Source organism: Rothia mucilaginosa (genome assembly GCF_049990865.1).
GTDB classification, from domain to species: Bacteria; Actinomycetota; Actinomycetes; order Actinomycetales; family Micrococcaceae; genus Rothia; species Rothia mucilaginosa_I.
Map to the genome: position 1 here is coordinate 1,466,284 of NZ_CP188231.1, position 17,825 is coordinate 1,484,108.

The following is a 17,825-nucleotide window of genomic DNA, read 5'->3' on the forward strand; positions in this document are numbered from 1 at the left end:
GTTCTTCGTGTTAGTTCTTCGCGGCCTTCGAGGTGTTCTCGACAACCACGGGAACAATCATGGGCTTGCGGCGCAGACGGCGAGAAATCCAGGCACCGATGGTGCGGCGCACAATCTGCTGCAGCTGCTGCACGGTGTGCACCTTCTCGGGCGCACGGTGCAGAGCATCCTCTAGCGCGGCGGTAATCTTCGGAACAATCTCGTCAAAGACCGAGTCGTCCTCAGCGATACCGCGAGCGTGAATATCCGGGCCGGTCACCACGCGCTTAGTTGCGCGGTCCACCACGGTCACGATGGACACGAAGCCCTCTTCACCCAGGATGCGGCGGTCCTTCAGGTCGCTCTCGGTCACCTCACCGACGGAGCGGCCGTCAACGTACAGGTACTCGCAGGGAACCTCGCCCACCACGGACGCCACGCCATCGCGCAGATCCACGACGGTGCCGGACTCGCAGAGCAGCACGTTCTTCTTCGGAACGCCGGTCTCCATCGCCAGGTCACCGCTAGCGATCAGGTGGCGAACCTCGCCGTGAACCGGCATAACGTTCTTCGGCTTGAGAATGTTGTAGCAGTACAGCAGCTCGCCGGCGGCCGCGTGGCCAGACACGTGAACCTTCGCGTTGCCCTTGTGCACCACGTTAGCGCCCAGCTTCATGAGGGCGTTAATGATGCGGAAGACGCTGGTCTCGTTACCGGGAATTAGCGAGGATGCGAGCACCACGGTGTCGCCGGGCTCAATCTGAATCTTGTGGTCACCGTTCGCCATGCGCGACAGTGCCGCCATCGGCTCACCCTGCGAACCGGTGCACATCATCACGATCTGGTCGGGGCGGTAGTCGTCAACCTTCTTCAGGTCCACCAGCACGTTGTCGGGAACCTTCAGGTAGCCCAGCTTCTCAGCGATGGTCATGTTACGCACCATGGAGCGGCCCACGAGCACGACCTTGCGGCCACGCTCAGCGGCTGCGTCCAGTACCTGCTGCACGCGGTGAACGTGCGAGGAGAAGGACGCCACAATGATGCGGCCACTTGCGTCACGGAAAACGTTCGACAGCACCGGACCGATGTTCTTTTCGGTCGGGGTGAAGCCGGGAACCTCAGCGTTGGTGGAGTCCGGCAGGAACAGGTCCACACCTTCCTCGCCCAGGCGGGCGAAGTGGCGCAGGTCGGTCAGGCGGCCGTCCAGCGGCAGCTGGTCCATCTTGAAGTCACCTGTGTGCAGAACATTGCCCGCCTTGGTGCGGATGTAGACAGCCAGCGCATCCGGAATCGAGTGGTTCACCGCAACGAACTCGCACTCGAACGGGCCGAAACGCTCCACCTGGTGCTCCTTCACCGCAAGGGTGTAGGGCTTGATGCGGTGCTCGGCGAGCTTCGCCTCAACCAGTGCCAGGGTCAGTTCGGAACCGACCAGGGGGATGTCGGGGCGGCGGCGCAGCAGGTAGGGCACCGCGCCGATGTGGTCCTCGTGGCCGTGGGTCAGAACCATGGCGACCACGTCGTCCAGACGGTCAACAATGTAGCTGAAGTCGGGCAGGATCAGGTCCACGCCGGGCTGGGACTCTTCGGGGAAGAGCACGCCGCAGTCAACAATCAGCAGCTTGCCGTTGATTTCGTACACGGTCATGTTACGACCGACTTCGCCCAGGCCGCCCAGGGGCACCACGCGCAGGGTGTCCTTCTTCAGGCGGGGAGGGAGGGGAAGATTCGCTTCAAAGACGCTCATCGTGTGTCTCCTCTTTCTTCTATGTTTTCTTGTGATGTCTGTGATTCGTAGGCGACGCTTCGTACCGCAAGCACTCCGGCTGATTCGGCTCTCGTGTGCCGAGGCTGCGGAGGTGCTGCCGGTGCGTCCAAATCACCGAAAGTATTCAAAAGTATTTGGGGCGTAGTGCGCGGGTGTCTCTGCCTCAGTTATGTCCCTGTCTGAGTGGGGGCTAGAGTCGCTTGATTCAACAGGCAACGATAAACCGCGGCAATACGCCAGAGCGGACCCCTCACCTAGTGTTAGGTGTGGAGTCCGCGTCCGTTGGCTATCTCATGCGTCCCGAGGGCGGGGCGTACAGCAAGCCGAAGTCCTCTATATATACGCGCTCTGCACGAATAGTTGTGCAGGTTTTGCGTTAAAGTTTAGGCGTTCTTCAGGGTGTGAGCGATGCTCGAGGAGAGCAGGTCAGCTCGCATCGCCTGGGCAACCTCCGGTTCGGAGAGTACGTGCGGCAGGCGAACGACAGGCTCATCCAGCACACCCTGCCAGGAAAGAATTTCCTTGGCGGCAACGCAACCGGGGGCACGGCCCATGGTTGCTCGGACAATCGGAGTCAGTTCCAGGTGAAGACGCTGCGCCTCCACCAAATCCTGTGCAACGACAGCATCAATCAGGGCACGGAAGAGTGCGGGTGCCACATGTGCGGTCACCGAAACGAGGCCGACGGCGCCCATTGCCATCCAGGGAAGGGTCAGTCCGTCGTCGCCGCTGTAGTAGTGCAGGTCGGTGGTTGCCATGACCTCGGTTGCGGCACCGAAGTCTGCCTTGGCGTCTTTCACCGCTACAATACTATCAATTTCTGCCAGGCGACGGTAGGTTTCGGGTGCGATGGGGATGCCCGCACGGCCCGGAATATCGTAAAGCATGACGGGGGTCTCAGTTGCTTGAGCAACGGTTGCAAAATGGGCGTAGACACCCGGCTGAGTCGGCTTGTTGTAGTAGGGGGTCACAACCAGCAGACCGTCCACACCAATCTTTTCGGCGCGGTGCGCCAGCTCAATAGTATGCGCGGTATCGTTCGAACCAACACCGGCAATAATCTTCGCGCGAGAACCGACGGTATCCTTCACAATCTGGAAGACGCGCTCGTTCTCGTCATCGGTCATGGTGGAGTATTCGCCGGTGGTACCGCAGACCACCAGGCCGTCGTGACCGTTCTCCACAAGGTAATTCGCCAGGTCTGCGACCTGCTTTTCGTCAACGGAGCCGTCCTTCGCGAAGGGGGTCACCATTGCGGTCAGGAGGCGACCGAAGACGGGTTCAACAAAAGTACCGGGGTTCGAAAGGTTCTCAGACATATGTCCAGAGTACGCCCGAACTGCAGATTTTTGCTACAGAACGCATAAGTTTTCATGCGTGTTCTACTATTCGGACTCTTTCAAACCCGCGGTACTTTCGCGGAGATTCCCCCACAGGAACGATGAAACCGGGCGCGAAGCCTCGGCGCTATCTACCGACCGCACACCGAAAATAAATGCGGCATTAAGGATGGGCCACCGCGGCAGCCCCTAGCGCATACCCTTCACCTGGCCGCCCGAACACAACGCCCACGCGTTACGCATCGCCGCGCGAGCACGCTTACGCTCACCGCCCGCATCGTACATGCACGCCAGGTTGAACCACGCCTTCCAGTTATTCGGCTCCTGCTCCACCGCAGCCGCGAAGCTCTCAAACTCCACCGCAGCAGCCTCACGGTCCACACGGCCGGAGGGGGTGCGCGGCAGGGTATCCTCCGCCAGCTCGCCCGAGGCCGCAAGCTCATGAGCCATACGCTGAATACGGGCACCGAAAAGCACCTCACGCACCAGCGCCCATGCGCCCAGAATCGGCAGTAGAATCATGCCCGCGCCAAGCACAATGCCAGCCACAGAACCGGAGGTGAGCATCACGAAGCCCTGCTGCGCAATATGCGCCAGGTACAGGGTCAGCAGGGCGCAGGTCAGCGCCGCGAAGGTCTTCCCCCAACCGCCAGCGTCCACTGTCACAAAGACGGCACTAAAAATCAGCACGCCCAGGATAGAGGCACGCGCCGCCAGAGGCAGCGGCAGAATCAGCACGGTCAGCACCATCAGCACGCAGGCGCAGACAGTCCACAAACGTAGCGAAGTCCACCAGGGGCTACGAGCCTCGGAAGATACCGGCGAGGTGTCGGGTGAAGTCTGTTCAGACAATATTCTCTCCTAGGACAAATCCATGTAGGCGTCCAAGCCCACGCTCAAACCCGGATGCGCCGCCACCTCACGCACACCCAACAGTACGCCGGGCATGAAGGAGGCACGGTCAAAGGAATCGTGACGAATCACGAGCTGCTGACCGGGATCGCCCAGCAGAATCTCCTGATGCGCCACCATGCCGCGCAGACGCACCGCATGTACGTGAATATCGTCGATTACGGCACCACGCGAACCCAAAGGATCGGAGGTGGTGGCATCCGGGCTCGGTCCCACGCCAGCCTCCGCGCGGGCGGCAGCCACCTTGCGGGCAGTGTGCACCGCGGTGCCGGAGGGGGCGTCAACCTTATTCGGGTGGTGAATCTCAATGATCTCTACCGACTCAAAGTAGCGAGCCGCCTTCGCCGCGAACTCGGTGGCGAGGATCGAACCAATCGCGAAGTTCGGGGCGATGAGCACCCCCACCTCTGGGTGCTCAGCCAGCAGCTCGCGCAGGGAGTCCAGGCGTTCGGGGGTCCAACCGGTCGTACCCACCACAGCATGCATACCGTGCTCCACCGCGAAGCGCACATTCGCCTCGCTGGATTCAGGAACGGTCAGGTCAATAACAATCTCTGCGCCGGCATCGACCAGCTCCTGCAGGTCGTCGCCGCGGCCCAGTGCCGCCACCAGGTCCATGTCTGCGGAGGTGTTGACGGCGCGCACCGCCTCGGAACCCATACGGCCAGCGGCACCGAGTACCGCTACCTTCCAGATTTTTTCGTCGCGCTCGTGGGTCATGATTCTCTCCTCCGTAACTTGTTAGCACATAACGTGTTAGCACCCCGACGATGGGGCAGACGCTGTGACGTACAGCCTCTATTATCCCCCGTGTGGGTGCGGTGCACGCCATCGCACACACTGGGTGAGATGCCCCGCGGAACCTCAGCGGGATAAAAAGCGAAATAATCTAACCGTCATATAAGCCGTTTAATACGCTATCTATAGATAGCAACCATATAATTAGGAAGTATTTCTCTATTTTCCATCCTACGGAGTGCTTTCACAGTATGAAGTCCCTCTTTACCTCCTCCGTGCGTCCAGATGAGGCTAACCGGCGTTATATTCTGCCGGGTCTGGACGGCCTGCGAGCAATCGCTGTGCTCCTCGTGATGGTGTACCATTTCTGGCCCACCGTGCTACCGGGCGGCATGATTGGCGTGGATATCTTCTTCGTCATCTCCGGTTTCCTGATTACCTCCCTGCTTCTGCGTGAGGGTGCGCTCACCGGCAAAATTGCCCTGGGCAACTTCTGGATCCGTCGTGCCCGCCGACTGCTTCCCGCTATCGCCCTGCTGATTCTGGTCATGGGACCGGTCAGCCTGCTCATTGGCGGCGATATTCAGGTGAACCTGGGCCGTCAGCTTGCCGGTGCGGCGACCTTCTCGTCCAACTGGATTTCCATTTTTGCCGGTAACGACTACTTCGCGCAGACCTCCCCGGAGCTCTTCACGAACTTCTGGTCCCTGGCGGTGGAAGAACAGTTCTACGTGGTCTGGCCCCTGCTGATTGTTGGCGCCGGGGTGCTGCTACGCCGTTCGTGGCGTCGTTTCAGCGTGGTCATGGTGCTCGGTATTATTGCGTCGCTGAGCACCGCCACCGCACTGCTGATGTCCGGTGCCCCCATTAGCCGCGTCTACTACGGCACCGACACTCACCTGTACGGCCTGCTGCTCGGTGCACTGCTGGCGTTTGCGCGCCCCTGGTCGCTGTACCCGCCGCTTCAGCAGTCCGTGCTGTACCGTGTAGCTCAGCCCTTCGGCCTGGTCGCTTTCGCCCGCGTCATGATCAGCTGGCTGTCTCTGTTCGCGCTGATTCCCTACGCGATTCTGGTTCCCGAATCGGCACCCGGCGCGATTCCCTGGGGCCTGTTCGGCGCCTCCCTGCTGGCACTGGGCGTGATTCAGGGTATGCTGCCCGATATGCTCGCTGGCGCCTCCGAAATGCTGCGCCGCCTGCTGAACTTCGCTCCCCTGCGCTGGGTAGGCGAACGTTCCTACGGCCTGTACCTGTGGCACTGGCCGCTCGCCGTGGTCATGCACTACCTGATGGGTGCGGACCGCTCCCCGCTGGTGAACGTGGGCGTTCTGGTGGCGACCTTCGCTATTGCGGAGATGTCGTACCGCTGGGTTGAGACCCCGATTCGCCGTTACGGTTTCCGCGGTAGCGCGAACCGTGTGGTGGCGGCGTTCCAGTCCTCGCGCACTAAGTTCCTGCCTGTTTCGGTGGCTCTTGCCGTTGTCGTAGCTGCTGCTTCGACCGGTCTGGCGGTGCACACCGCTCCGGCAATGACTACCGCACAGCAGTCCGTTGAGGACGGCAAGCGTGCCGCCGCTGAGCGTCTGAATGCACGTCAGGAAGCGCAGGCTGCGAGCGCCTCTGCAAACCCGAGTGCTTCTGCTGCCGGTAAGGATGCGAAGGCTTCGGCTAGCCCTTCGGCTTCGAAGGCTGCAGCCGGTTCGGTGGATTCTTCGAAGGTGACCATTGTGGGTGACTCCATTGTGGTGGCTGTATCCCCCGAGCTGTACGACAAGATGCCCGAGGCGCAGATTGATGCGGCGGAGGCACGCACCATCGCCAAGGCCCTGCCGATTATTAAATCCATGGGTGCCAACGGTCAGATTCGTAAGACCTTCGTGCTGTCGGTGACCGCTAACTCGACTATTCTGGACGGTCAGCTCGACGAGGTTCTGGCGGCTATGCCCGCCGATTCTAAGCTGGTGCTGGTCACTGGTTACGGCCCGCGTAACCTGACCTGGATTGACTACTCGAACGGTAAGATTCGCGAGTTTGCGGCTCAGCATCCCGACCGTGTGGTCATTGCGGATTGGAACTCTACGATTCGCCAGGCTCTGCAGACTCAGAGCGGTCTGCTGGCCTCTGACGGTGTTCACCCGGAGGCTGCCGGTCAGGAACTCTACGCTCAGGTGCTGATGGAGGCTATCGCCAAGGCACAAAAGTAGCCCTCAAGCCTTTCAGGTTCTGCCGCTCATGCTGAGCGTCAAGAGCATGGGCGGCAGAACACCCGGAAGCACTTCTTGGTAGCGCCTCTCGGAAACTCCTCTGCGTTAGATGCTGATACACACAAAATGCCCGTTCCCTCCCCCGCATTGGGGGTGTGGGAACGGGCATTTTCGTGCCGTAAGCGTTGAGGGTTAGCGCACGATGGTGGTAATCATCTGCTGCTGCCCCAGGTACGCCGCCAGGTCGCGAACCTCCTCCAGGGAGACCGCGCGGATCTTCTCCAGCAGCTCATCGGTACTGGTGAACAGGCCCGAGTCCAGCTCAGCACGGCCCAGGCGGGACATGCGCGAACCCGAATCCTCGCTACCGAGTACGGTGGAGCCTGCCAGCTGGCCGCGGACCTTCGTCAGTTCCTCCTCGGTGATGCCGGCGGCCGCGAGCTTATCGAACTCGTAGCCCATGACCTCGCGCACCTGCTCGGTCTTAGCGGGCAGGCAGCCCGCGTACATGCCGAAGTAGCCGGCGTCCGAGTACGCACCGGAGAACGCGAACGTGCTGTACGCCAGGCCGCGCTTCTCACGAATCTCCTGGAACAGACGCGAGGACATGCCCGCACCGAACGCGCTGGTCAGCACGCTCATCGCGTAGCGGCGGTCATCCCCTGCGATAATGCTCGGGCAGCCCATCACAATGTTGGTCTGTTCGAAGCCCTTCTCCACCTCACGCAGCTCGCTCAGCGGAACAATGCCGCTGTCGGTGCGTACGCGACGCGGTGCCGGTGCCACACCCTCCTGCAGGTTCCAGCCGTAGCGGGTCAGCGCCTCCAGCACGAGGCGGACCATGGTGCTGTGATCCAGCGAACCGGCGGCAGAAATAACCAGGCGGTCCGGGGTGTAGTAGCGCTTGTAGTGCTCCCACACGGCGTCACGCGGCACCTCGGTAATCTCCTGCGGGGTACCGCCAATGGGGCGGCCCAGCGGGTTCTCGCCCATGAGCTGCTCCACGAAGTTCTCGAAAGCAACGTCGGTCGGGTCGTCCTGGTCCATGGCGATCTCTTCGAGGATCACGCCGCGTTCCTGCTCCAGGTGAGCCGGGTCCAGCAGGGCGTTGGTGACCATGTCGGTAATGACATCCACCGCCATGGGCGCGTCATCGTCGAGCACACGCGCGTAGTAGCAGGTGTGCTCCTTAGCGGTCAGCGCGTTGGATTCGCCGCCTACCGCGTCGAAGGAGGATGCAATGTCCAGGGCGGTGCGGGTGCCGGTGCCCTTAAACAGCAGGTGCTCCAGGAAGTGGGTGGAGCCGAGCATGCCGGGGGCTTCGTCGCGGGAGCCGACTCCCACCCAGAATCCGATGGATACGCCGCGGGTACCGGGCATTTTTTCGGTAATCACGCGTACACCACCGGGCAGGATGGAGCGGCGCACCTCGTTACCGCCTACACCCTCGTAGATGAGGCGGCCGTGCTCGTAGTTGAGCTCTTCGGCGATCGCCTCAAGCTCGACGGGCAGGGAAATAGACATAGAGAGAAGAACCTTTCAACAGGTACATCTGAAGGTAAGCTTTCCCGCCCTATTATCTGTAGGTAGTCCCACAGTTGGTGGGGCGGGTGAGCGTCAAAAGATGCGGGGCAAGCACAGCGAAGGGGCGCCCGGTGCATCCGGCGGGGAGTGAACCGCACCGGGTGCGCCGAACGCCCCTCATCACTTAGCGGGGGTTACGACTACTCGTCGTCGCCACCCTCAACAACCGGTGCCAGCGAGAGCTTGCCACGGTCATCAATCTTGGTAATCTCCACCTGGACCTTCTGGCCCACGGAGACAACGTCCTCAGCGTCAACAACGCGCTTGCCGCCGTTGAGCTTACGCATCTCGGAGATGTGCAGCAGGCCATCCTTACCGGGGGTCAGGGAGATGAACGCACCGAAGTCGGTCACCTTCACCACGGTACCCAGGTAGCGTTCGCCAACCTCGGGAACCTGCGGGTTAGCAATAGCGTTCACTGCCGAACGTGCAGCCTCGGCGGAGGGGCCGTCAGCTGCGCCGATGTACACGGTGCCGTCGTCCTCAATGGAGATGTCTGCGCCGGTGTCTTCCTGGATCTGGTTGATCATCTTACCCTTGGGGCCGATGACCTCACCGATCTTGGCGACCGGGATCTTCACGGAAATAATGCGCGGTGCGAACTCGCTCATCTCATCCGGTGCGTCAATCGCGCTGACGAGCACCTCGAGGATGTGCAGGCGAGCCTCACGTGCCTGGGTCAGTGCACCAGCGAGCACGGATGCGGGGATACCGTCGAGCTTGGTGTCCAGCTGGATAGCGGTCACGAACTCGGAGGTACCTGCCACCTTGAAGTCCATATCGCCCAGTGCGTCTTCCGCACCGAGGATGTCGGTCAGGGCTGCGTAGCGGGTCTCGCCGTCAACCTCGTCAGAGACCAGGCCCATTGCGATACCTGCAACGGGTGCGCGCAGCGGCACACCGGCGTTCAGCAGGGACAGGGTCGATGCACAGACCGAACCCATGGAGGTCGAGCCGTTGGAGCCCAGAGCCTCAGAGACCTGACGGATTGCGTAGGGGAACTCTTCGCGGGAGGGCAGCACCGGGGTGATTGCGCGCTCTGCGAGTGCACCGTGGCCGATTTCGCGGCGCTTGGGCGAACCCACGCGGCCGGTCTCACCGGTGGAGTACGGCGGGAAGTTGTAGTGGTGGATGTAGCGCTTGGACTTGACCGGGTGCAGGGAGTCCAGCTGCTGCTCCATCTTGAGCATGTTCAGGGTGGTGATACCCATGATCTGGGTTTCGCCGCGCTCGAAGAGAGCGGAACCGTGAACGCGGGGCAGAATTTCAACCTCAGCGGTGAGCTGGCGGATGTCGGTCAGACCGCGGCCGTCAATACGGACCTGCTCGGTGAGGATGCGCTGGCGCACCACGTGCTTGGTCAGGGCAGCGAATGCTACGGAGACCTCGTTGGAACGCTCTTCGAATTCCTTACCTTCGCCGGTGAGAGCTTCCATGAGCTCTTCCTGCAGCTCGGCTGCTGCTGCTTCGCGTTCCTGCTTGCCAGCGATGGAGTACACCTCTGCCAGGCGGTCTGCTGCGAATGCCTCAACTGCTGCGTCGACGTCCTCGCCGTGGCCGCCGAAGAAGGGCAGTTCCAGGGCGGGCTTGCCTGCGCGAGCGACCAGGTCAGCCTGCGCCTTGCACAGTGCTGCGATGAAGGGCTTGGCTGCTTCCAGGCCCTCTGCGACGATCTCTTCGGTGGGGGCGGTCTGGCCGTCTTCCTTGATGAGCTTCCAGGAGTTGTCGGTTGCTTCTGCCTCAACCATCATGATCGCGACGTCTTCGGTACCGTCAGCCTTGGTGACGATACGGCCTGCAACAGCCATGTCGAAGACAGCGTTTTCCAGCTGGGAGTACTTGGGGAAGCAGACCCACTGGCCGTCAATCAGTGCCATGCGCACGCCACCGATGGGGCCGTTGAACGGCGCACCGGACAGGGAGGTCGATGCGGATGCAGCGTTGATTGCGAAGGTGTTGTAGATTTCGTCCGGCTCGTAGGTCAGGACGGTCACAACGACCTGCACCTCGTTGCGGATGCCCTTGGTGAAGGCGGGGCGCAGCGGGCGGTCAATCAGGCGTGCAGCCAGGATTGCTTCGGTGCTGGGGCGGCCTTCGCGGCGGAAGTACGATGCGGGGATCTTGCCGCCTGCGTACATGCGCTCTTCCACGTCCACGGTCAGCGGGAAGAAGTCGAAGCCCTCACGGGGAGACTTGCCGATTGCGGTTGCGGAGAGCAGGGTGGTCTCGTCATCGATGGTGACGAGGACGGAGCCGTTAGCCTGCTTGGCGAGACGGCCGGTTTCAAAGCGCACGTGGCGCTTACCGTAAATGCCGTTGTCGATTTCGACTTCAGCAAACTTGATTTCGGGACCTTCCACGGTTCCTTCTTTCTTCTTGGCAGGCCGTACGGCGCACGAGTCGGCCTTCGATAGGAAACCACGGCATCTCCCCCCCCTACCTTGTACATCACGTGTGTGCGCGACGTGTGACGGCAAGGTCGTGGGGGTGGTGTTATTCCGTAATTCGCTACCGAGGACCGCGGCGTGTGTGCCGGCACGGCCTTCTGTTCTTTCTTTCAGGTGAGGGAGGCGGCATCTTCCAACGATTTCTCGCTGTGGAATCTAGCGGTGGACTCTAGCGCCGGAATCTCGCTTTGGATTCGAGCGTTAGAATCTCGCGGGATTCTAGCGAGCGGAAGATGCGCCCCTCAACGCGGCAGTACGGACGCGCTGGCGCTACCCGCCTCCGTGATGGAGGCATGGTAGTGCTGACAGCACGTCCGCACACACCGCCTAAAGGCGATTAATCACCACAAAAGCGTCAAGACGCTCCTATTTTATCGGCGCAGACCCAGGCGCTCAATCAGCGAACGGTAACGCTCGATGTCGACGCTCTTCAGGTAGCCGAGCATGTTGCGGCGACGACCAACGAGGATCATCAGGCCACGACGGGAGTGGTGATCGTGCTTGTGGAACTTCAGGTGCTCGGTCAGGTCGGCGATACGACGAGACAGAACTGCAATCTGAACCTCGGGCGAACCGGTGTCGCCCTCGTGGGTTGCGTATTCCTTGATGATTGCCTGCTTGACAGCGGGATCCAGTGCCACTTTTTAACTCCTAGAGTTAGTACCGCATACGTCCCGTACGGACGGTTGCCGCCGGGTGGTGGGCTTACGCCCTGTAATACACGTCGTCTACTGCGGACTGCAGACGCGTTCTTCCCATTCTACGCTACCGGGGCGCTTTCGTGGAAGGGTGAGCAGAAGCCCGGCGACAGGTAGCTCATCACACTACCGGTCGCCGGGCTTCACAGCCGGGTTCTCGCACCGGACTCTCGTACCGGCTCCTACGTTTATTTTGTGTTTATGCTTCAGTGCGAGCGCGGACCACCACGAGGCGGTAGTAGCCCAGCAGGAACAGGCACCAGATTGCGCCCATCACCAGCGCCAGCTGGGTATCGGCAAAGCAGCCGAAGAGCACCACGATAAAGATCATGAACGCCAACGCCAGGTAGCTCAGCCACAGGGGCTGGCGTACCGGCTGCGCCTCGGTATCGGCGCCGCTGCGCTTGAACGCGATGTGCGCCAGCAGAATCATGACCCACACGAATACGGTCGCGAAGGTTGCCAGGGAGGCGACCACCTCGAACGCGTTCTCGAAGAGCACATTCACGATCACGCCGACCGCCATGACCAGCACCATGATGAGGGTGGTCATCCAGGGCGCACCGTTCTTGGTGACCTTCGCGAAGGAGGCCGGCGCCAGGTTCTGCTTCGCCAGGCCGTACATCATGCGGCCGGCACCGTACACGTCCGCGTTCAGCGCAGAGATTGCGGCGGTAATGATGACCACGTTCAGAATCGACGCGGCAGCCGGAATGCCCAGGCCCTCAAAGATCTGCACGAACGGCGAGTTCGCCTTCGTCACCGAGTACCAGGGGTACAGGGACATGATGACAGACAGGGTCAGAATGTAGAAGATGAGGATGCGGAACGGCACCGTGCGAATCGCCTTGGGGATTGAGGTGCGCGGGTCCTTCGCCTCACCGGCGGCAATACCAATATTTTCGATGCCGCCGAAGGCAAACATCACCACGGTAAAGCAAGCGAGGAAGCCGGTAAATCCGTTCGCGAAGAAGCCGCCTTCAAGAGCCCAGAGGTTCGTGACGGAGGGCGCCACGGAGTCGTGTGCCTGCACGCCCACAAAGAGCAGGATCACGCCGCCAACAATCATGGCGATAATGGCGCTGACCTTCACGAGGGTGAACCAGAATTCGGTCTCGCCGAATGCCTTGACCTTCGCTAGGTTAATGGCGAGCAGAATCAGCAGGACGGAGACGATCCAAATCCAGGAGGGGCTGTTCGGGAACCAGAACTTCATGTACACGGCAAAGGCGGTGACGTCCGCGATGGCGACCAGCGCCATTTCTAGGGCGTAGGTCCAGCCGGTCACGAAGCCAGCCCAGCGTCCGAGGTAGCGGGTGGCGTATTCAGAGAATGCACCGGAGACCGGGTGCGCCAGGGCGAGTTCGCCCATTGCGCGCATCACCATGAACACTGCCGCGCCGCCAATAACGTAGGCAAGCAGCACGGAGGGGCCCGCCAGCTGAATGGCGGATGCCGAGCCGTAGAACAGGCCGGTGCCGATGGCGGAGCCGAGGGCGATGAACATGATGTGGCGCAGGGAGAGTCCACGCGCTAGCTGCGGGTTCTCGGAAGTCTCTGCTCCCTGCTGTACCGGGGATGAGCCCGGAGTGGTATTCATCTTCTTCTTTTCCTTTACCTCGTGGGGTGTACCCGCCGGTGGCGGGGAAACGTATCGGGTGGTGCCGCAGCTCAGCAGGTGACTGAGAGCGGTACCGGTTGATTCACTCCCCATCGAGTGATGGGGCGTTGCGCGGAAGGTGTTGCCTTCGCGCATCGCCCCGTCGCATCCCCACCCAACCGGTACGGTGGGTGGGAATGCAAAAGACGGCGGGAAGGCAACGTTGCCTTTCCGCCGTCTTTGTGTCAAAGACTACTTCTGTCGCTTACGTCCAATGACGATGGAGGACAGAGCGGTTACAGCAGTCACGGTGTAGACTGCAGGCCACGCGCCAAGCTTCTTGGCGAGCGGATGAGCGGCGCCGAACGCGCCGAAGTAGAGAGCGGTGAGGAAGGTGGCACGGCCTGCGCCAGCCTTACGCTTCCAATTCTTGTAAGCCACGGCACCGCACAGTGCCAGGACAGCGCCACCGAGCGGGCGGATGCCGGTGCTAGATGCAACCTTGTAGCCACCGAGCAGACCGGTGACGGAGGCGAGGGTCGGACAGAACTTCACGACGTACTCCTCTGTGAGATCGGATAGTTTCTTCAAACATAGTACTCCACAACACACAGAATGTATATTCACCGCGATTAATATTTCTGCATTTCTCACGAGCCGGGTCCATCAAGGTGCCGGGCGGCAGAAAGAGTGGCGTACAAAAACCGGCGTAAAAAGACCGCTACGAAAAAACCGGCTCAAAAACCGGCTCAAAAATGCCGGGGCGCAAACCCATCAGGTTCACGCCCCGGCACTTCTGAATGCGAGCTCACTTCGTGCCGCATGCTCTAGAGATTTAGAGCGCCAGATCTTTAGAGCGCCAGGTCCAGCGCCTCCAGCTGCGCTTCGGTCCATAGCTCAGCAGCCAGCTGCAGAGCGTAACGAGCCGAACGAGGAGCCACCACGTCCACGGAGAGGTGGAAGTCCTGGTCAGCCTCCGGGCCGCACAGATCAGAGACGCAACGCACACCGATAAACGGAATCTCGTAGTTGTGGCAGACCTGCGCAATAGCGGTGGTCTCCATGTCGGTGCTGATGGCGCTCTCGAATGCTTCGCGGGTGTCCTTTACGTTGTGGGCGGTCACGAAGGAGTTACCCGCCAGCATCTGGCCGCGGCGCACCTCCCACGGGCTCTCAGCCTGCTCACGCACCGGCTCCAATGCGGCAAGCGCATGCTCCAGGGCATCCTGCCACTCATCCGCCTGACCGTCATAGCTTTCGGGCATGCCCGGAACCTGGCCGCGTGCGTAACCGAACGCGGTCGCGTCGGCGTCAGTGTAGGTGTAGTTCTCGCCAATCAGCACGTCGCCCACGTTAATGCCGCGAGCCAAACCGCCGGCGGTACCTGCGCTAATGACGCCCAGGCAGTTCGAGGAGTAGCTGATCGCCTCGGTGACGGCGCTCGCCGCGTTCACCAGACCAATCTTGGAGCGAACCAGCAGCAGCGGAACCTGGTCCTCGCCCACCTGCAGGTAGCGCGGGTGGAATACCGCCGCGCCCTCGGTGAAGGAGGGCTGCAGCTCCTCGGTCACCTTCAGGAAGGGTGCGAGCTCCTCATCCATAGCCACCTGAATGATGATGGCGTTGGACATGCCGTCCATCAGCTCAAACATGCTGTTGAATGCCTCAGCCGGGTCGAAAGCGTTCGGGTCAAAGTCCACCGGGTTGAAGGCGGATGCGAAAGCGTCGGGAATCTGTGCGCTCATTACGCCATCACCTGCGCCCACTCATCGCGTGCCGCGAGGAACTCGCGAGCCGCCGCCTGCGCACCCTCGAGGGTGTGGTTGGCGCCCCAACCGCACTGCACCTCGTTCGCTGCTGGAACTTCGGTCGCGTTGAGGATATCGTTGAGGGTTGCTTCCAGGATGGGGAAGAACTCCTCGGGCTCTAGGCCCAGGGTCAGCGCGTAGAAACCGGTCTGGCAACCCATCGGGGAGAAGTCAATCAGACGGTCGGTGTGGTTGCGCATATGCTCGGCGCTCAGGTGCTCGATGGAGTGCACGGTCGGCATTTCCAGGTGCGCGGTGTTCGGCTGGGTGAAGCGGATATCGTACTTGATGAGGGTGTCGCCACCGGGCAGGACCTTGCGGTCTGCGATACGCACGTAGGGTGCTGCTACGGCGCGGTGGTCGAGGTTGAAGGATTCGACGTTCATTTTTTCCATGACTCTATCTTCTCTTAAAACCGGGGCGACTAAAACGGGGACGGCTAAAACACGGGTGCCGCGCGGGTAACGCAGGATGTTTCATGGGCAGCGCATCCGGTCGGGCACACAAAATCCCCGGCGGCAGATCCGAAAATCTTACCGCCGGGGCATCACACGTCATCACCGCAGAAAACGCAGGCTGCGGCTCCCAATAGTGGGGTGAGAGGTGGTGGGGTTAGAAGTGGGGATGCTTCACTTCCGCCTGCACCGGGCACTCCGGCGGGCAGTAGTTCTTCGCGTCCTCAGCCAGCACCTCGCGGGTCTGCACCACGTCATCGCTAATCTGCTCGATTAGCGCCTCAACACCGGTGTACGCCACCATGGGGCGCAGACGCTTCACGAACTCAATCAGCACACGCTGACCGTACAGGTTGAAATCCTCCACGCGCTCTTCCGGGCGGTCAATCACGTGCGCCTCAACCTGGCGGTGCTCAATACCGTCAAAGGTCGGGTTCGTACCCACCGAAATAGCGGCGGGGTGGCGGTTACCGGACTCGTCCACCAGCCAGCCGGCGTACACGCCATCGGCGGGAATCAAGCCGCGCGCCTCAAGCTCAAGGTTCGCGGTCGGGAAGCCCAACTCGCGGCCGCGCGCCAGACCGTGTACGACCTCACCAGCCATCATGTGGTGGCGGCCCAGCAGCTCGGCTGCGGCGGGCATATCACCCTCCAGCAACAGCTGACGGATGCGGGTCGAGGAGCAACGGGTGTTCTCATCCACCATCAGATCCTCAACGACAACCACCTCAAAGCCGTACTTCTCCCCCAGCTCACGCATGGTGTTCAGGTCGCCGGAGTTGTTCTTACCAAAGCGCACGTCGTCACCAATGACCACGAAACGCGCGTTCAGCGCATCCACGAAGGTGGACTTCACGAACTCTTCGGGGGTCTGCGAAGCGAACTCCAGGTTGTAGTTCAGCAGCAGGTAGTCATTCAGACCCAGCAGGCACATGAAGTAGCGGCGTGAGCCTTGACCCATAATGTCGTGATGGGGCACCTCGGGACGATGCACCTGCATCGGGTGCGGGTCAAAAGAGACCGCAATAGAGCTCAAACCGTGCTCTTCAGCAAGGGAGACCACGCGCGAAATCACGCGGGCATGTCCACGGTGCACGCCGTCAAAATTGCCGATGGTCACGACCGAGGGGCCGTAGCCGGCGGGGACCTCGCTCAAAGCGGTGTAGAGGGTCACGGGCTCTCCTGAAAAAGATAAATGTACCTAACCATCCTAGACCACAGGCGGCAGGATGCAGAATTCAAAACGGGAATCAACAGGGAATGGAACGGCGGCCCTGGCAGGCGGTGCCCTCTCCCCTCATTTGGCGGGTGCGGAGGGGTATCTGACGGGCAGCGGCAGAGCCTCACCCGTCAGCAAGCCCCGCCCGCAGAGAACCCAGCCTATAAGAAAGCCCGGTCCATAAAAAAGCCCGGGCAGGCACCCCACCGTACGGCAGGAACCTTCCCGGGCGTTACGACTACTACTTACGAGCCTGGTTACGAGAAGCCTTCAGCATCTCCTCGCGAATCTTATTGGACTTGTTAATCCAGCTGTACCACACCAGCAGGCACGGAGGAATCACAAGCTCAGTCACCATCAGCACAATCAGCGACCAGTGCGGGGTGCCGAAGAACGCCCACGACAGGATACGACCCACGCCGCCCAGGAAAACCACCAGGCAGGAGAACACGAGCATGTTCACCCACTTGAACTTCAGGGCAATGAACACGAAGGACAGGCCCACACCCACATAGGTTGCCGCGAAGAACACGTAGTTCGACTGCACCGAGGGGTTCGCAAAATCCTGCGGCGCATCCGGAATCACGCGGACACCGCCCAGAACCTGCCACACACCGTACGCAATCATGAACAGACCGTACAGCGCCACCGCCGCGCGGAACGCCGCACGGTTCTGAGGCTTAGCCGCCTCCTCAAGGCTCTTCGGGCGGGCAAACGCCTCGCGGGTTGCCTTCTTCTCAGCCTTCTTAGCTGCCTTCTGCGACGCCTTATCGCCGGACGCCGGTGCGGCTACGCGAACACCCTCGGGTGCCTTCGCCGCAGAAATAGGCTCAGCAGTCTTAGCACCGGAAGCCTTCGCGGCACCGCCCTGAGTAGCAGTTCCGGTCGCAGCAGCCCCGGATGCGGTAGCTTCAGCCTGTGCAGACTCCACGCGGGGTACCGGCGCGGTACGAGGCTCACTCGCCTTATTAGCGGAGCTCTGGTTCTCGCTCATCTTCTCTCCTTCAGCAGGGCCGGGCGGCACCCGCACGAGTAGTCATGTGTGTTCAGGGGTTGTATATACGTTAGCGTGT

At 61.2% G+C, this 17,825-nt stretch carries 14 protein-coding genes; 1 reads left to right on the forward strand and 13 read right to left on the reverse strand.

Features of this window, described 5'->3' with window-relative positions; translation table 11 throughout:
- Nucleotides 1-10: 10 nt before the first annotated feature.
- From ACP3RB_RS05715 to dapB, 4 genes are all read right to left on the reverse strand, one after another.
- On the reverse strand, nucleotides 11-1,726 hold the full coding sequence (locus ACP3RB_RS05715; RefSeq protein ID WP_426698768.1) for a ribonuclease J: 1,716 nt from the start codon (nucleotides 1,724-1,726) through the stop codon (nucleotides 11-13).
- Nucleotides 1,727-2,130: 404 nt separating this feature from the next.
- On the reverse strand, nucleotides 2,131-3,066 hold the full coding sequence (gene dapA, locus ACP3RB_RS05720; protein ID WP_005507104.1) for a 4-hydroxy-tetrahydrodipicolinate synthase: 936 nt from the start codon (nucleotides 3,064-3,066) through the stop codon (nucleotides 2,131-2,133).
- A 210-nt stretch (nucleotides 3,067-3,276) separates the two neighbouring features.
- On the reverse strand, nucleotides 3,277-3,939 hold the full coding sequence (locus ACP3RB_RS05725) for a tetratricopeptide repeat protein (RefSeq protein WP_426698769.1): 663 nt from the start codon (nucleotides 3,937-3,939) through the stop codon (nucleotides 3,277-3,279).
- A 9-nt stretch (nucleotides 3,940-3,948) separates the two neighbouring features.
- Nucleotides 3,949-4,719, reverse strand: a complete 771-nt coding sequence (gene dapB, locus ACP3RB_RS05730) for a 4-hydroxy-tetrahydrodipicolinate reductase (RefSeq protein ID WP_304193692.1) — start codon at nucleotides 4,717-4,719, stop codon at nucleotides 3,949-3,951.
- Nucleotides 4,720-4,988: 269 nt separating this feature from the next.
- Between dapB and ACP3RB_RS05735 the strand changes: the two genes are divergently transcribed.
- Nucleotides 4,989-6,941, forward strand: a complete 1,953-nt coding sequence (locus ACP3RB_RS05735) for an acyltransferase family protein (protein WP_426698770.1) — start codon at nucleotides 4,989-4,991, stop codon at nucleotides 6,939-6,941.
- Nucleotides 6,942-7,133: 192 nt separating this feature from the next.
- On the opposite strand, the gene ACP3RB_RS05740 is transcribed toward ACP3RB_RS05735, so the two are convergent.
- The 9 genes from ACP3RB_RS05740 to ACP3RB_RS05780 all read right to left on the reverse strand — a co-directional run bounded on the left by ACP3RB_RS05740 (nucleotide 7,134) and on the right by ACP3RB_RS05780 (nucleotide 17,746).
- Complete coding sequence (locus ACP3RB_RS05740) at nucleotides 7,134-8,465, reverse strand: M16 family metallopeptidase (RefSeq protein ID WP_426698771.1); 1,332 nt, start codon at nucleotides 8,463-8,465, stop codon at nucleotides 7,134-7,136.
- Between the two features lie 200 nt (nucleotides 8,466-8,665).
- Nucleotides 8,666-10,885, reverse strand: a complete 2,220-nt coding sequence (locus ACP3RB_RS05745) for a polyribonucleotide nucleotidyltransferase (RefSeq protein WP_426698772.1) — start codon at nucleotides 10,883-10,885, stop codon at nucleotides 8,666-8,668.
- 458 nt (nucleotides 10,886-11,343) lie between these two features.
- The gene (gene rpsO / locus ACP3RB_RS05750; RefSeq protein WP_005507098.1) at nucleotides 11,344-11,613 is read right to left on the reverse strand and encodes a 30S ribosomal protein S15; all 270 of its coding nucleotides are present in this window, start codon (nucleotides 11,611-11,613) and stop codon (nucleotides 11,344-11,346) included.
- A gap of 256 nt (nucleotides 11,614-11,869) precedes the next feature.
- Complete coding sequence (locus tag ACP3RB_RS05755) at nucleotides 11,870-13,270, reverse strand: amino acid permease (protein WP_426698773.1); 1,401 nt, start codon at nucleotides 13,268-13,270, stop codon at nucleotides 11,870-11,872.
- Nucleotides 13,271-13,522: 252 nt separating this feature from the next.
- Nucleotides 13,523-13,825 carry a hypothetical protein gene (locus tag ACP3RB_RS05760; RefSeq protein ID WP_060823745.1) on the reverse strand — a complete coding sequence of 101 codons (303 nt, stop codon included), beginning with the start codon at nucleotides 13,823-13,825 and terminating at the stop codon, nucleotides 13,523-13,525.
- Between the two features lie 296 nt (nucleotides 13,826-14,121).
- Entirely contained in the window at nucleotides 14,122-15,015 is an 894-nt protein-coding gene (gene mtnN / locus ACP3RB_RS05765; RefSeq protein WP_426698774.1) for a 5'-methylthioadenosine/S-adenosylhomocysteine nucleosidase, read from the reverse strand.
- The gene (locus ACP3RB_RS05770; protein ID WP_005507094.1) at nucleotides 15,015-15,473 is read right to left on the reverse strand and encodes an S-ribosylhomocysteine lyase; all 459 of its coding nucleotides are present in this window, start codon (nucleotides 15,471-15,473) and stop codon (nucleotides 15,015-15,017) included. Before ACP3RB_RS05770 ends, mtnN begins: the two co-directional genes overlap by 1 nt.
- Nucleotides 15,474-15,690: 217 nt before the next feature.
- On the reverse strand, nucleotides 15,691-16,707 hold the full coding sequence (locus tag ACP3RB_RS05775; protein ID WP_294631521.1) for a bifunctional riboflavin kinase/FAD synthetase: 1,017 nt from the start codon (nucleotides 16,705-16,707) through the stop codon (nucleotides 15,691-15,693).
- Nucleotides 16,708-16,993: 286 nt separating this feature from the next.
- The gene (locus ACP3RB_RS05780; protein WP_426698775.1) at nucleotides 16,994-17,746 is read right to left on the reverse strand and encodes a DUF4345 domain-containing protein; all 753 of its coding nucleotides are present in this window, start codon (nucleotides 17,744-17,746) and stop codon (nucleotides 16,994-16,996) included.
- Nucleotides 17,747-17,825: the final 79 nt, after the last annotated feature.